The sequence below is a fragment of the Streptococcus sp. CF8_St5-17 genome, assembly GCF_024295665.1.
Lineage (GTDB): Bacteria > Bacillota > Bacilli > Lactobacillales > Streptococcaceae > Streptococcus.
Genome location: NZ_JANCOU010000004.1, coordinates 1 through 16,439, shown reverse-complemented (window position 1 = coordinate 16,439; position 16,439 = coordinate 1). Strand labels below are relative to the sequence as shown.

Below are 16,439 nucleotides of genomic sequence, written 5' to 3'. Positions count from 1 at the left end.
ATATAATTTATGTAATGTTTAAAATAGAGCGATAGATTTTTGATTATCTAACGCTCTTTTATTATTCTATAAAAATTCAATCCAATAATTTCTGTGTGGCTCAATTATGACTGGCTTTCCCCAAAATGACTTTAGATAAGCCAGATTCGCAGGGCTAACAGGTCTTTTCTCTTCGTTGTACTTCTCAGCACTTTCTTTCGTTAAAAAACATTTAACAGCTTCATATCGCGTACCATCACTAGCTGTACGATCAATACCCATATAAGCAATTTCATCACCTTTTTGAGGACTGTCAGTAAGAAGTTTTCCAATAAAGTAGACCGTTTTATCTTTCATTAATTCATAAGCTTTACAACTTTCAAGTCGGTTATTCGCTGCTGCGTACATAATACAAAAACTATCCACGATGTCTTTCATTGGCATTAACGCTTCTTTGCTCACGATGATTTCCTCAGGAGTAAGACCCCCAATAATCAAGTCTTTAAAATGAGCTTGCTGAATAACATTGTCTAAGGCCATTCCCAGAGGGATTTGTACAGCTTGAAAACCTAAAGGTTCTAACTCTTGTCTTTTCTTATCGAAGTGTTCTTGTGTGATACTAATATGCAAATCGTAAGGATTTGTAGATTCTTGGTTTTTAAAAAAAGCTACCACAGTACGATCTAACTGTTCAAATAGTCCGAGATTTTCAATTGGAATCTTTATCATTGATGTTAGGCCTCTTTTATTTTAAATTTCCACTACATTATACTCTCATAATGATTGATTATCAAGTTTTAAAAAAAGAAATCCATAGCATATGGATCTCTTTTGATTTTATTCTACAACTGCTTCAGCAATTTCTTCTGCAGTGATTCCTGCGAAGTAACGACCTAGGTTAATGGTTTGAAGGGCTTTGAGGACATCCTCACGTTCGTATTTGACACCACGAAGAACATCTTCTACTGCTGCAACGTCTTCGATACCGAAGAAGTCACCATAAATCTTGATGTCTTGGATTTTTGATTCAATGACGTTAGCGAAGATTTCAACCTTACCGCTTGGGAATTTAGTTCCACGACGGACATTGTATTCAGGTGATTTCCCATAATTCCAGTCCCAAGTTCCAAACTTAGTTTCTTTGATTCGATTGATTTCAGCCAATTCTTCATCTGAGAACACATACTCTGTCATTTCAGGGTATTCTTTTTTCATGTATTCCAAAAGCAAGTCACGGAACTCTTCAACAGTGATCTTTTCTGGTAACTCATCGATAATATTAGTTACTCGAGCACGGACTGATTTAACACCTTTTGATTCAAACTTATCTTTAGACACTTTAAGTGCATTAGCTAGGACTGACAAATCCACGTCAAAGAGAAGACAACCATGGTGCATGATACGGCCATTGATATAGGCTTGTGCATTTCCACAGAATTTCTTACCGTCGATTTCTAAATCGTTACGGCCTGTAAATTCAGCTTTAACACCAAGTTCAGCTAAAGTATTGATAACTGGAGTAGAGAAGCTCTTGAAGTCAAAGGCCTTGTTTTCATCTTCTTTTGAAATGATTGTATAGTTAAGGTTGTTCAAATCATGGTAAACAGCTCCACCACCACTGATTCGACGGACTACTTCAATTCCATTTTCACGAACATAGTCACGGTTAATTTCTTCAATCGTATTTTGGTGACGTCCTACAATAATAGATGGTTTGTTAATCCAAAGAAGGAAGATTTGATCCTCGTCCAAAAGATGTTTAAAAGCATATTCCTCTAAAGCAATATTAAAGGCAGTGTCATTTGAATGATTGATAATGTATTTCATAAGATACCTTCTAATACGATAGAGACTGGAAAATAATTCCAGTCTAGTCTATCTATTTTTATTTTTTCTTAGGTGAATGGATGGCCATTCCAAGAACATCCGCAAACGCTTCGTACATAACTTCAGAGTATGTTGGGTGTCCGTGGATTGTCTTAAGCATTTCTTCAACAGTGATTTCCATTTCGATGATGCTTGACGCTTCGTTGATCAATTCTGCTGCTGCAGGACCAATGATGTGAACTCCAAGGATTTCGCCATATTTCTTATCGGCAATAACCTTAACGAATCCTTGAGCTGCATCTGATGCAATGGCACGTCCGTTTGCAGCAAAGTTGAATTTACCGATTTGGACATCGTATTTCTCACGAGCTTGTTCTTCTGTTAAACCAACTGCTGCTACTTCTGGAAGTGTGTAGATAGCTGCAGGAGTCAAGTTCAATTTAGCAACAACGTGGTTTCCTTTAAGAGCATTTTCAGCTGCTACTTCACCCATACGGAAGGCAGCGTGAGCCAACATCTTAGTACCGTTGATATCACCTGGCGCATAGATACCTGGAACAGAAGTTTCCATGTATTCATTAACCTTAATACGACCACGGTCTAATTCAAACTCAACATCTCCGATACCTTCAAGATCTGGAACACGACCGATTGAAAGAAGGGCTTTATTCGCGATAATATCATCTTTTCCTTCAACCTTGATACGGAGTTTGCCATCTTCTTCAATGATTTCTTGGAGTTTAGTACCTGTCAAGATCGTCATACCTTTACGTTCAAGGATTAAACGAAGGTTCTTAGATACTTCAGCATCCATAGCTGGTACAATGCGGTCCATCATTTCGATAACAGTAACTTTTGAACCAAATGTCATAAAGGCTTGACCAAGTTCGATACCAACGACACCACCACCAATAATCACAAGGCTTTCTGGAACTTCATTCATTTCAAGAATATCGTCACTAGTCATCACAAGTGGTGATTCCATACCTGGAACATTAATCTTGCTGACTTTAGAACCACCAGCAAGGATGATCTTCTTAGTTTCAAGCAATTCAGAACCATTTACCAAGACATTCTTATCTTTAGTAATAGTACCGATACCTTTATGAACATCAACTCCATAGCTACGAAGAAGTCCTGCAACACCACCAACAAGGGTATTGACAACTTTAGATTTTGTTTCTAAAAGTTTCTCCATATCAACTGTAAAATTAGGATTTTCAATTACGATACCACGATTAGCTGCATGACCGATATTTTCAATAATTTCGGCGTTGTGAAGGTAAGTCTTAGTTGGGATACATCCACGGTTCAAACAAGTTCCACCAAGTTCAGATTTCTCAACAAGAGCAACCTTACCACCTAACTGAGCTGCTTTAATAGCAGATACATAGCCAGCAGGTCCACCACCGATTACAACAACATCATAAGCATCATTGCTCTTACCATCGTCGTTTGAGGCACTTGCTGCAGGTGCTGGGCTAGCTTCTGGTGCAGCTGCTCCAGCTGTTGGGATATTTTCCCCTTCTTCACCAAGATAACCGATAACTTCAGTAACAGGGACAGTTTCTCCATCACCTTTAAGGATAGCGATCAAGTAACCGTCTTCTTCTGCTTCCAATTCCATGCTGACTTTGTCAGTCATGATTTCCAAAAGGATTTCTCCTTCTTTTACAAATTCTCCGACTTTCTTATTCCATTGGACGATTTGTCCTTCTGTCATATCCACGCCGGCTTTTGGCATAATTACTTCTAAGGCCATATCTTACTTCCTCTATCTATATTTCTAAAACAAATATTTTAAACCAACATTGAGATTGGGTTTTCAATCAAAGCTTTTAAGTCTTTCATAAACTTAGCACCAGCCATGCCATCTACGACACGGTGGTCAATTGTCAATCCAAGACTCATAATTGGACGAATTACGATTTCACCATTTACTACAACTGGTTTCTCAACTGTTGAGCTAACCCCAAGAATTGCTGAGTTTGGTTGGTTAATGATAGGACCAAATGATTGAACCCCAAACATTCCCAAGTTACTGATGGTGAAAGTTGAATTTTGCAATTCGCTAGGAGCTAGTTTACCATCTAAAGTACGTCCAATGACATCTTTAAATGCAACAACCAATTCAGACAAGGTCATCTTTTCAGCATTGTAGACAACTGGTGTCATAAGACCGTTATCCATACCAACTGCCATCGCAAGGTTGACATAGTTGTGAGTGATAATAGTCTTACCATCTTCTGTCAATGAAGCGTTGATGTAAGGGTGTTTCATAAGCGTCTTAACAACTGCGAGTGAAAGCAAGTCTGTCACAGTGATTTTCTTACCAGTTGCTTCCATAATTGGATCAAGAACTTTCTTACGAAGCGCAAGCATTTCAGACATATCTACATCGTAGTTAAGCGTGAAGGTTGGTGCAGTTAAATATGATTCAACCATACGTTGAGCAATAACCTTACGCATAGGAGTCATCGGAATGCGTTCGATTTCTCCATAAGGCGTTACGTTGTCTGGAACTTCTTCCACTTTCTCAATTTGAGCAGGTGATTTAATGGTGTCATTTTCGATATTTTCAGGAAGATAGGCCAAAACGTCCTTCTTCATGATTTTACCACGGTGACCAGTTCCTTGGATTTCCTGCCAAGCAATATTATGCTCTAGTGCAATTCGTTTTGCGAGTGGTGAAATGCGAACCACGTTAGTGTCTTTATATGTTTCCACGTCTTCTTTGTGGACACGACCGTTTGCGCCTGAGCCAGAAATGTCGTAGAGATTAATCCCTAAATCATCTGCTAATTTTCTAGCCGCAGGAGTCGCTCTTAGCTTATCATCAGCCATGACCTCTCCTATTCTATTATAAGATACTAAGGGCGTCAAAAGTCTCAGTGAAAATAGGAAACTTGACAAAGAAACTTTAGTTTCTAGGAAAGTTTATCTTTTTCACACAGACTTTAGCCCGAGTTCAATTATATGATGCAAAGGGCGTTTAAAAGCGACTGAAAAATAGGAAATCTACACAGACTTCGATGAAGTCAAGGAGATTTATCTTTTTTCCGAGCTTTTAGCCCGTGCTCTAATCTAAGATATCAAGTACGCAGAGAACTCTGCACCTAAAAAGTACAAAGTTTCTCGTCTTATCAATTAATTTACATAACTTATATTATGCATTATTGTTTGTTATGAGTTTTACGAATGGCATCTTTGATGCTTTCAACTGTCGGAATCATTGCATTTTCTAAATTTTGTGCGTAAGGCATTGGTACATCCTCACCTGCACAGCGACGGATTGGTGCGTCCAAGTAATCAAATGCTTCTGATTCAGAAATGATAGCTGAGATTTCACCAATATAGCCACTTGTTTTGTGGGCATCGTTGACAAGAACTACTTTTCCAGTCTTCTTAACTGAATTAATGATGATATCTTTATCAAGTGGAACCAAAGTACGTGGGTCTACTACTTCGACTGAGATGCCTTCTTCAGCCAATTCTTCAGCTGCTTGCATGACACGACGAAGCATCTTACCGTATGTTACTACTGTTACATCAGTTCCTTCGCGTTTGATTTCTCCAACACCAAGTGGGATAGTATAGTCTGGATCAACAGGTACTTCACCTTTTTGGTTAAATTCTGATTTGTATTCAAGAATAATAACAGGATTGTTGTCTCGGATTGAAGACTTAAGAAGACCCTTCATATCAGCAGGTGTACCTGGAGCTACAACCTTCAATCCTGGGATATGAGTAAACCAAGATTCCAATGATTGTGAGTGTTGAGCAGCAGAACCTACCCCATTACCAGCGGCACAGCGGATTGTCATAGGCACTTGACCTTTACCACCAAACATGTAGCGAGTTTTAGCTGCTTGGTTGACGATATTATCCATGGCAATAACTGAAAAGTCCATGAAAGTCATATCAACGATTGGGCGAAGTCCAGTCATAGCAGCACCAGCAGCAGCACCAGAAATAGCAGCTTCTGAAATAGGACAGTCACGTACACGTTCTGGCCCAAACTCCTCTAACATACCTACAGAAGTTCCGAAGTCTCCACCGAAAACTCCGACATCCTCACCCATCAAAAGCACATTTTCATCACGACGCATTTCCTCAGACATTGCAAGGATAATGGTATCGCGGAAAGACATTAATTTTGTTTCCATATTTCTATACTTCTCCTTAGTCTGCGTAAATATCTTCAAAAGCTGATTCTAGTGGAGGGAATGGACTTTCTTCTGCAAATTTAACAGATGCTTCCACCGCTTCCTTAACTTGTGCTTGAATTTCTTCAAGTTCTTCTGAACTTGCAATCTTATTCTCAACAAGGTACTTGCGAAGATTTTCGATTGGATCTTTTTCCTTCCACTCTTCTACTTCTTCACGTGTACGATATTTACCAGGGTCTGATGATGAGTGACCAAGCCAACGGTAAGTTACACTTTCGATTAAGACAGGGCCTTTGCCAGAACGAACATGGTCAACTGCTTTCTTAAATCCTTCGTATACATCAATTACATTGTTTCCATCAGGAATAAACATACCAGGAATACCGTAAGCAGCGCTACGCTCGTGAATATGCTGGACATTAGTCATTTTCTTGATGTCAGCAGAAATTCCATAACCGTTATTGATACAGTAGAAAATAACGGGAAGATTCCAAATTGAGGCCATATTAACAGCTTCGTGGAAGACACCTTCGTTGGTTGCGCCGTCGCCAAAGAAGCAGACGACAATCTTACCAGTCTTTTTCATTTGCTGAGTAAGGGCAGCACCTACGGCAATTCCCATACCACCACCAACGATCCCGTTGGCACCAAGGTTACCCGCATCCAGGTCAGCGATATGCATGGAGCCACCTTTCCCCTTACAAGTACCCGTATACTTACCAAGGATCTCAGCCATCATGCCGTTCAAATCGATTCCTTTAGCAATGGCTTGTCCGTGTCCACGGTGGTTTGATGTAATCAAGTCATCTTCATTAAGAGCTAACATAGCCCCAACGTTAGCTGCCTCCTCACCAACAGAAAAGTGCGTCATTCCTGGTACTTTCCCTTTTTTTACTAATTGTGCAATCTTCAAGTCCATGCGACGGATTTCTTCCATCTTTCGGAACATTTCAAGCAGAAGATTTTTATCTAGAGTTGACATAATCTTGCCTTTCTATGTTTAATTTCTTACATTTCTATTCTAACTTATAGGTTAATGAGAGTCAAAGAATATGCTTGCTATTTTTTCACAATATAAAAAAAGAAAAGTCAATGAAATCAAGACTTTTCTTTACTTAAAAAAACTATTTCACAAACTCAATTTTCATTATTTTTTCAATGAATTATCGATTTCTTTTCATAATAACTTGCAAACGCCACTGATAAAGAAGACCACTGACAATTAAACTTACGATGAGACCTATCCAATATGAGTAAGCATCGAGATTTGTTGAATAATCTAGAAACACACCAAGAGGTATAGCAACTCCCCAGTATCCAAGGAGACCAAGGTAGAAAGGTATGACAGTATCTTTGTAACCTCGTAAAATTCCTTGTAATGGCGCTGCAAATGTGTCAGCTAACTGGAAAAACAAGCTATAGGTCATAAAACTTGCAGTTAATTGAATGAACTCTGGATCATGACCATATAGACTGGCAACATTTTCTCTAAAAACATATAGAAAGGAAAGTGTCAAAATTGCGAATGCCATAGCTGATAGTCGACCGATTTTAATATATTTTTTAGCATCTTCTAATCGTTTGGCTCCAACTTCGTAAGAAACAACAATTGCCATTGCTGTTGAAACACTCATAGGAAAGGCATACATGAGAGATGAAAAGTTCATGGCAGACTGATGACTAGCTATTATCAACGATGAAAACTTCGCCATAATCAAGCCAACGGCTGAAAAAATAGCAACCTCTGCAAATACGGTTCCACCTATCGGTAAGCCTAATTTGATTGCTTCTTTTATTTTATTTCCGTCTAAGGGTAATCGTTTCTCTAAATGCAGTTCTTTCAATTTTTCCTGTTTAAGAAGGACTAGTATGGAAATCCCCAACAACGCCCAATAAGCTAAAGATGTACCCAGACCTGCTCCTGCACCTCCTAACTCAGGGAAGCCAAAAGCTCCGTAGATTAGGAGGTAGTTAAAACCACTATTGAGAGGTAGCAATAAAAGCATTAAATACATGGATAGCTTAGTTAATCCCAGTGCATCAAGTAATGAACGAATAACACTAAAGAGTAATAGAGGAATAATTCCAATAGCTAAAAGCCATAGATAACGAATTGCTATATCTGCCACTGCTGCTTCTAGCCCCATATTGTTTAGAATTAGTGGCGCAGCAAGAAAAACTAATGCAAATAGAACAATTGATAAACCAAGTGAAAGATAAAGAAATTGATAAAAATCAGAAGCCACTTCATTTTTCTTTCCTCGACCCAAATGATGTCCAACTATTGGAACTAAAGCCGAAACAATCCCAGTTAAAAAAGTAAAGAAAGGATTCCACAAACTAGTCGCCATTGATACGCCAGCTAAATCTATCGTATTATACTGGCCAGTCATTGTCGTATCAACAAAAGAAGCCGAATAATTTGCGAATTGATAAACCAAAATAGGGAAGAAAATCTTAAGAAATAAAATGAACTTGTCTTTAAAATGATGGGTTGGATACATACAGACTCTCTCTAAATTTTAATTTTATAGAGCAGTATTCTATTTAGTTTTTATAGACAATCTGTCCATTACAAATGGTGTATTTGACCTGCCCTTTTAAAGTTTCACCGATGAATGGTGAATTAGCTGCTTTAGAAGCAAAATGTGTGTCTACAATTCGGTCAGCTTTATCATCGAAAATCGTAATATCAGCTGGCCCATTTTCAGCCAAATAACCTGCTTCAAAGTTATACAGTTTGGCTGGGTTAACTGTCATTTTTTCTAATAATTCCATCAAGCTTAGCTCACCAGCTTCGACCAAGTAAGTTAAGCCTAGTGACAAAGAAGTTTCCAAACCTGTCATACCTGATGGCGCTTTGGTAATATCCTCAACATTTTTTTCGTCAGCATGGTGAGGCGCGTGGTCAGTAGCAATGACAGAAATGATTCCAGATTTTAAACCTTTAATAACTGCACGGCGGTCAGACTCCAAGCGAAGTGGTGGATTCATCTTAGCATTACTTCCCTTAGTCAAGAGAAGAGCTTCAGTCTTCGAAAAATGCTGTGGAGCAACTTCTGCAGTTACGTTGGCTCCCAAATTTTGAGCAAACTCCACAACCTTGACACTTTCTTCCTTAGATAAATGCTGAATATGAACATGAGCCTTGGTTGCATAGGCGATCATGACATCACGTGCAATCATTGCATACTCAGCCACTCCTGTTGCCCCACAGATATGGAAGTGTTCTTTAGCAACATTTTCATTGAAACCGAGAATTCCATTCAAACCTGGATCTTCCTCATGAAGGCATACAAAGGTTCCAAGCTTTTTAGCAGTTTCAAATGCTTCTTTAACTACTTTACTACTTTCAAGAGGAATACCATCATCAGAAAAACCAACGGCTCCAGCTTCTAAAAGCGCCTTAAAGTCAGTCAAGTCTTGGCCATTAAAGTTCTTGGTAATCGTTGCTATAGACTTAACATTAATTTTTTCCTTAGCAGCAGACTGAAGAACTTCCTGCAAAGTCTCAACATCTGAAACGGTTGGATTGGTATTAGCCATCATGACAACTGTCGTAAAACCACCAGCTGCTGCTGCCAGTGCACCTGTATGGATGTCTTCTTTATGAGTTTGACCAGGTTCGCGGAAATGAACATGAATATCCACCAAACCAGGCGCAACTACAAGACCAGTAGCATCTATTACTTGAGCGCCTTCTTCCTGGATTTCAGGAGCAATTTGAACAATTTTACCGTCTTCAACCAAAACATCACACACTCGATCCAAACCAGACTTAGGATCCATTACTCGACCATTTTTAATTAGTAACATCTGCTTTCTCCTTTATTCGTAGAAATCCACTTGGGTATCCAATAACTTATCACCATCATAAACAAACTTGGCTGAAAAGAATGGTTTATCTTCTAAAAGCCACTCGACAAAGGTGTGGTCTCCTTCCCAAGTTGGTTTGCTTAAAACCTCATCATAAGGAACCCATTCTAAAGTCCCTTCATTACAATCAATCAATTCCCCCTCAAACTCAGTCACCTTAAATACATAGGTGTACCAGTCTAGGTTTGGTGTAAACTCAGGAAAGGTGATAACTCCCTTTAGTACTGGTTTTGCTTTCAGACCCGTTTCTTCTAAAATCTCACGTGCAGCACATTCTTGTGGAGTTTCCCCGCGCTCTAACTTTCCACCTACACCGATCCATTTTCCTTCATGGACATCATTAGGCTTTTTATTACGATGAAGCATGAGCAGTTCTTTCCCGTTATCAATGTAGCAAATCGTCGCTAACTGAGGCATATTCTCTCCTTATCTAAGCCAATCGATTGGCTCTTGTCCTGTTTCGTTTAAGAATGCATTGGCCTTGGAAAAAGGCTTGGAACCCCAAAATCCTCTGTAAACGGAAAGGGGACTCGGGTGGGCTGATTCAATAATCAAATGCTGAGGATTAGTAACCAAAGACTTCTTCTTACGGGCGTAGGCTCCCCAAAGTACAAAAACTACGGGTCTATCTAGGTTATTGACGACCTTAATAACAGCATCTGTAAATGGTTCCCAAATCTGACCAGCATGCCCATTTGCTTGACCTGCTGGCACTGTTAAACATGTATTAAGGAGTAAGACTCCCTGCTCAGCCCAAGAGGTCAAGTCATGGGATTTCTTAACTCCGATGTCATCAGAAAGTTCTTTCAGAATATTTTGAAGCGAAGGCGGTGCTGGAATCGAATCAGGAACTGAAAAACTTAATCCCTGAGCTTGACCAGGTCCATGATAGGGATCCTGCCCCAGAATCACTACCTTAACCTCTTCCAGAGGAGTCGTCAAAAGAGCCTGAAAAACCTTTTCCTTAGGAGGATAAACAGTTCCCTGAGCATAGGTCTGTTCCATAAAATGATTAATTTTCCCAAAATAACCTTCAGGTAATTGCTCCTTAATCAAAGCATGCCAGGATGAGTGTTGCATCTTAATCTCCTTTATAGTATCCATCTAAAAGCACGTCTTAATTCATCCGTACCATTTTTAAAAAAGCATAAACCATGTGCAAGAATGATCTTATCCGGTTTCCAGTTTAACATACGGGAAAGGGAAACCTTTGCTTCCCTTTGTCTTCCTAAAAAAGTCATCCGATAATCGATAGGAGTTTGACCATCAGGGGCTGTTACACGAGCTAAACGATAGAATTTTCTGCGGATTGGACTAGCTATTTTTTCTGGTTCAAAATTCTCTATAAGGTCTGTTACAATAAGTGTTTTAGTTGATTTATGAAAAAACACGACCTCTTCAATGACAGAACTTCCCTTAAAAATAAGCTGTTCAATCTCATCAGACCATAGGTCGGGAGCCATATCTGTTAAAGGAGCATCAAATTCTACCTTGACATTCTGACTTTTCGCTCTCTCTTCAACTCCTGGACTAGACCATGCTTGCGCATGAGGATATCTTTTTCTCCAATCTGCAATATAGGCGTAGTGAATCTTATTTGGTGAAATCAGGTAAGCGACTTTGCCCAAAGCGTCTAGTTCAGTAAATAGTCCCTTATTTGGCGCAATCGGAGAGTGAATCCAAAGTTTGCCATCATTTAACTTAACCACCGTCATACGTGTCTGAAAAGGAAGCTTGAAGATCTTCATATCCATTTGAATCAAATCACCATCTACTATCCAGATATTTTGATCAACTTCCTTTAGTGTATACAATGGTTCATAAAGAGAAAGTTCTGGCCTTGACATCGTTAACTACTCCTTCCTTAATACTGCCTCTATTATAGCAAAAAGTGGCTATCTAAACCACTTTTTACAGTTTATCTAAGATTTCTAGCAAAGCCTGATAAGAGTCGACTTCATAAGTTGGCTGGGCTTGGGTCTTGTTTTCAAGATGATGAGGATTGTACCAGATAGTATCGATGCCAGCATTATTCCCCCCCTGAATATCAGCTGATAAGGAGTCGCCAATCATAAGGGCATGATCTTTATCAAAGTTAGGGATTCGAGCTCCAATTTTCTCATAAAATGCTGCATCTGGTTTTTGGGTATGGAGTTGCTCAGAAATGAAGATTTCCTTGAAATAGGGTGCAATACCAGATTGTTCCAAACGGCCTGTCTGAATAAAGGTAATTCCATTTGTCGCAGCATAGAGTTCAAATCCCTGATGTATCAATTTTTTTAATAAATCTTCCACACCTGGGAAAATCTGTCCCTGTTTAGACAGGAAAAACTGGTAACGCTCTGCTAAGTAGGCACCATCTTTTTCAATGCCAAAATGAGCAAACAATTTTGCAAAACGTGTATTGACTAGTTCTTGTTTTGTAATCTTTTTCAGCTCCAAATCCTTCCAAAGTGTTTTGTTCATTGGCACATAATAATCCTTGTATGCTTGGATATCCTCAACTCCTTCTTCTTTTAGGAGGTGCGATAATGCTACATCCTCAGCAGCATCAAAATCAAGTAAAGTATGATCGAGGTCGAAGAGTAAAAATTTATAAATCATCAATTCATTGTCCTGTATTCAGTATTCTTTATATAATATACTTCAAAGTATAGCACAAACAGATAGAATAATAAATTCTCACACGATTGATTTTCAAATAAGTAATTTTAAAAATATAATAAAATTTAATATAAAATTTCTAGTATTCAAAAATAGATAATTCTTAGATTTTTGTAAACTGTTGAAATGATTTTTATTATCATTAGATAAAACACTAAAAAGTTTAAACGTGATAAAACAAAGAATGTAAGCGGTTTTTATATTGTTTTAATTCTTAAGAGACAGATAATTTATAAGTTTTTGTGATTTTTTTAATTTATAGCAAATTCTGCATATATATTATTGATGTACACATTATAATGTGATATAATTCACCTATAGGATAGTTTTAGTAATAGACTAGGAGGAGGCCAGCAATAAGGGTGTCTATAAAATCATCCTATATATAATAATTTACTCAGGGAGTATTACTTAAAGTACAATATTTTTTTGTATCTTAAGAATACCAATCTAACAAAAGGGAAGGAAAATAATGAAGAACAAGAAGAAATTTGGAATCTTTTCTTTTATTATTTGCTTATTGACAACTGTCTTTATATTTAGTTTGAATAAGACATTTGCTGAAACTCCTGAGATTTCAGTAACTGGAAAATTTGTAGATGCAATTACAGATGTCAAAGTTGTAAATAATGAAGGTGGAGATCTAACTTGGGATTTAGAGCAATGGGCTACATTCCGTATCGATGCAAAGTATGATTTAACTGGAAAAAAAGATGTCAAAGCAGGGGATACTACTGTTATGACTGTACCAGACGCTTTGATGATTACTTCACAATCATTCGAAATTAAAGATATCAATACAAATGAGATTATCGCGCACGCTAAAGTAAGTGCGGATAACAAGTCCATTTCTTTAACTTATACAGATTATGTTGAAAAACACTCAAATACTCACGGATCTTTCTTCTTCTATGCTCGTGTCGATTTCAAAAAACACCCTCAACAAGGAGAAATTCCAATTGAGATTACGATAAACAAAGAATCAAAACCTGCCGGGAAGATTACATTTAAAGGTATCGGAGACGGAAATCCTCAAGTTTTAACAAAGACTAGTTGGGTTAACGTTGGTGACCCAAGAGAGGTCCAATATACTATTTCAGTCAATCGTACAAAACAAAATATCAAAGGGGTGACGATTGAGGATCACTTGAAATTTACAAATGCTAGCTATGTAAAAGATAGTATTAAAGTTTCCAAAGGTAAATTCTCTTTCGAAACTGGTGATTGGGTATTCTCGAATAGTGTTGACGTAACTGATCAACACAAGATTACCGTTAGTGAAGACGGTCAATCCTTCGTTATTGAACTAGGGGACATTACAGAAGAAGACCAGTATCGTATTTCTTATAAGGTTCGTTTAAATTATGATCCTGTAGATGGTGAGGTCTTGAGAAATGAAGCAACCCTTAAAGGTGTTGGTATTGAAAGTACCAGCGTAACTAATGCTGCTGCAGTTCAAATTGCTGGTGGTGCTGGTGTTGGTTATGTTTACTCAATCAATATCCATAAAGTAGATGAGGCTAACCAACCACTTAAGGGTGCTAAATTTAAAGTAGTTCGTCAAGCTAACAATCAAGTTATTGGTGAGTTCGTATCAGATGATAATGGTAATATTGCTGTTAACAAACTGTTAAAAGACAAATATATCATCACTGAAGTTGAAGCACCATCAGGTTATGTCATCAAAGTTGCAGATACAGAAGTTAATGCGGAAGATTTTGGTACAGATCAAACTGTGACTAAAACTATTGTGAATCCAAAAGAGGAAACAACTACTTCAACAACTACTTCAACAACTACAACTACAACTACAACTGAAGAGCCTACAACTACTTCAACAACTACAACTACAACTGAAGAGCCTACAACTACTTCAACAACAACTACGACTGAAGAGCCTACAACCACTTCAACTACAACTACAACTGAAGAGTCTACAACTACTTCAACTACAACTACAACTGAAGAGCCTACAACTACTTCAACTACAACCACAACTGAAGAGCCTACAACTACTTCAACTACAACCACAACTGAAGAGTCTACAACTACTTCAACTACAACTACTGAAGAGCCTACAACTACTTCAACTACAACTACTGAAGAGCCTACAACTACTTCAACTACAACAACTGAAGAACCTACAACTACTTCAACCACAACAACAACTGAAGAGCCTAAGACTACTTCAAGTACAACAACTACAACTGAAGAGCCTAAGACTACTTCAACTACAACAACTACAACTGAAGAGCCTAAGACTACTTCAAGCACAACAACTACAACTGAAGAACCTAAGACTACTTCAAGCACAACAACTACAACTGAAGAGCCTAAGACTACTTCAAGTACAACAACTACAACTGAAGAGCCTAAGACTACTTCAAGCACAACAACTACAACAACTACAACTGAAGAACCAAAATCTACAGTCACAACAACAAATGACAAACCAGGACTTCCAAATACCGGTGAAGGAAAAGGAACATTGGTTACTATCATTGGTTTTGTAACTCTCATTTCATCAATAGGTGCCATTGCATTCTTACGTAAAAATGAAAAAGAATAAGGTTAAAGATTGATTAACTATATAAAGGACTATTTCAAAAATAGTCCTTTTTTATTTACAAAATTAATGGATCTTTGATTAAAAACATAAATCAAAATGGATGTATAATCTTTTCTGTAAAATTGGTATTTTTTTTACTTGAAACATCTAAATAATTGAAATTTTATATATTTATGATATAATCAACTACATAGGAGGTTTTTTTTATTATTGACTAGAAGGAGGTGCATTTTAGTTTGTATTGTCTTGAAAAAGCAACCTATAGAATTACTCATATATTTGTGAGTTTAAGTTTTAACATACAAATAAGAGTAAAATTTTTGAGACAAATAGGAGAAGAAAATGAAAAATAAATTAAGTAGACTTGCTAAAGTCTTCTTTCTTGTATTTTTACCATTAATATTCATAGTATTATCGAAATCTGATGTTGTAAAAGCTGGAGATGTCAGTAACAATATAAGTTCACTGACTGTTTCATCAAATGAAATCTCAGATGGTGGACAAACAACTGTTAAGTTTACATTTGACGAGCACGCACAAAAAATCCAACCAGGTGATACATTAAAAGTTAATTGGACTAGTTCTGGTACAGTCTATGGGGTAGGTTTTAAAAAGACTATTCCTCTAAGCATTGAAGGAACTTACGTTGGTGACATGGTCATTACTGATGGCTCTGCTACTGTTACTTTTAACGAAGCTATCAAAAACCTTCAAAACATCCGTGGTTGGGGTGAATTTGAGATTGAAGTTCATAATAATACAGCAACTGATAAAGAACATGTTGGTAAATTTACTATCATCAGTGGAGATAAGACAGTAGATCTAAGCGTTAAGAAAGAGGCGACTGGCGAAAACCACGCTCCATTCTACTTAAAAGCTGGGGATATGCACGCTAATGATCCTGAACACATTCTTTGGACATTGACAATCAACGCAATGAACTTAGAAGTGGACGGCGACGTTCGTGTGGAAGATGAAATCCAAGGTGGTCATTCACTTGTAAAAGATAGCTTCAGTATTACTACAACAGGTAATAAACCTGGATACTTTGCTGGCGATACAGCTATTGAAGACTTCAAAACAGCCTTCCCTGGATCAACATTTACAGTAGATGCTTCAGGAAAAATCACTGTTACAATTCCAAAAGACTTGATCAACAAGACTGGCGTTCTAATTTTCTATCGTACAAAATTAGAAAATGAAAAGCAAAAAGACTTCAAGAACAACACAAAAGTTTGGTACCAAGTCAAAGGTGAAACTGCGGTTGTGGCCAAAGAAGTAAACGCATCTGTGGCAAACATCAATGCAAACGGTGGTGTGGATGGCGATCAAACTTCAACTACTACAACTACAAC

The 16,439-nt window shown here is 37.8% G+C and carries 14 protein-coding genes; 2 read left to right on the top strand and 12 right to left on the bottom strand.

Annotated elements, in window-relative coordinates:
* Positions 1 to 66: 66 nt before the first annotated feature.
* The 12 genes from NMM19_RS04485 to NMM19_RS04430 all read right to left on the bottom strand — a co-directional run bounded on the left by NMM19_RS04485 (position 67) and on the right by NMM19_RS04430 (position 12,455).
* Complete coding sequence (locus NMM19_RS04485) at positions 67 to 708, bottom strand: hypothetical protein (protein ID WP_254730188.1); 642 nt, start codon at positions 706 to 708, stop codon at positions 67 to 69.
* Positions 709 to 816: 108 nt separating this feature from the next.
* On the bottom strand, positions 817 to 1,806 hold the full coding sequence (locus NMM19_RS04480; protein ID WP_006145561.1) for a lipoate--protein ligase: 990 nt from the start codon (positions 1,804 to 1,806) through the stop codon (positions 817 to 819).
* Positions 1,807 to 1,864: 58 nt separating this feature from the next.
* Positions 1,865 to 3,568 (bottom strand): dihydrolipoyl dehydrogenase, encoded by a 1,704-nt coding sequence (lpdA, locus tag NMM19_RS04475; protein WP_006145562.1) that lies wholly within the window; start codon positions 3,566 to 3,568, stop codon positions 1,865 to 1,867.
* Positions 3,569 to 3,606: 38 nt separating this feature from the next.
* Positions 3,607 to 4,650, bottom strand: coding sequence for a dihydrolipoamide acetyltransferase (locus NMM19_RS04470; protein ID WP_006145563.1), 1,044 nt, complete (start codon positions 4,648 to 4,650; stop codon positions 3,607 to 3,609).
* 329 nt (positions 4,651 to 4,979) lie between these two features.
* Positions 4,980 to 5,972 (bottom strand): alpha-ketoacid dehydrogenase subunit beta, encoded by a 993-nt coding sequence (locus tag NMM19_RS04465; RefSeq protein WP_254730185.1) that lies wholly within the window; start codon positions 5,970 to 5,972, stop codon positions 4,980 to 4,982.
* 16 nt (positions 5,973 to 5,988) lie between these two features.
* Complete coding sequence (locus tag NMM19_RS04460; RefSeq protein WP_254730182.1) at positions 5,989 to 6,957, bottom strand: thiamine pyrophosphate-dependent dehydrogenase E1 component subunit alpha; 969 nt, start codon at positions 6,955 to 6,957, stop codon at positions 5,989 to 5,991.
* 181 nt (positions 6,958 to 7,138) lie between these two features.
* Positions 7,139 to 8,479, bottom strand: a complete 1,341-nt coding sequence (locus tag NMM19_RS04455; RefSeq protein ID WP_254730179.1) for an MATE family efflux transporter — start codon at positions 8,477 to 8,479, stop codon at positions 7,139 to 7,141.
* A gap of 43 nt (positions 8,480 to 8,522) precedes the next feature.
* Positions 8,523 to 9,791 carry a dihydroorotase gene (locus NMM19_RS04450; protein WP_254730176.1) on the bottom strand — a complete coding sequence of 423 codons (1,269 nt, stop codon included), beginning with the start codon at positions 9,789 to 9,791 and terminating at the stop codon, positions 8,523 to 8,525.
* Between the two features lie 12 nt (positions 9,792 to 9,803).
* Positions 9,804 to 10,268: an 8-oxo-dGTP diphosphatase gene (locus NMM19_RS04445; protein WP_254730173.1), complete on the bottom strand. Its 465-nt coding sequence runs from the start codon at positions 10,266 to 10,268 to the stop codon at positions 9,804 to 9,806.
* A 9-nt stretch (positions 10,269 to 10,277) separates the two neighbouring features.
* Complete coding sequence (locus NMM19_RS04440; RefSeq protein ID WP_254730171.1) at positions 10,278 to 10,931, bottom strand: uracil-DNA glycosylase; 654 nt, start codon at positions 10,929 to 10,931, stop codon at positions 10,278 to 10,280.
* An 11-nt stretch (positions 10,932 to 10,942) separates the two neighbouring features.
* Positions 10,943 to 11,698: a DUF4336 domain-containing protein gene (locus tag NMM19_RS04435; RefSeq protein WP_254730168.1), complete on the bottom strand. Its 756-nt coding sequence runs from the start codon at positions 11,696 to 11,698 to the stop codon at positions 10,943 to 10,945.
* Between the two features lie 64 nt (positions 11,699 to 11,762).
* On the bottom strand, positions 11,763 to 12,455 hold the full coding sequence (locus NMM19_RS04430; protein ID WP_254730165.1) for a YjjG family noncanonical pyrimidine nucleotidase: 693 nt from the start codon (positions 12,453 to 12,455) through the stop codon (positions 11,763 to 11,765).
* A 532-nt stretch (positions 12,456 to 12,987) separates the two neighbouring features.
* On the opposite strand from NMM19_RS04430, the gene NMM19_RS04425 reads away from it, so the two are divergent.
* Together NMM19_RS04425 and NMM19_RS04420 are read left to right on the top strand one after the other, a co-directional pair.
* A complete protein-coding gene (locus NMM19_RS04425) occupies positions 12,988 to 15,084 on the top strand; it encodes an Ig-like domain-containing protein (protein ID WP_254730162.1) in 2,097 nt (698 codons plus the stop codon).
* 342 nt (positions 15,085 to 15,426) lie between these two features.
* On the top strand, positions 15,427 to 16,439 hold a 1,013-nt coding region (locus NMM19_RS04420; protein WP_254730159.1), incomplete at its 3' end, for a collagen binding domain-containing protein.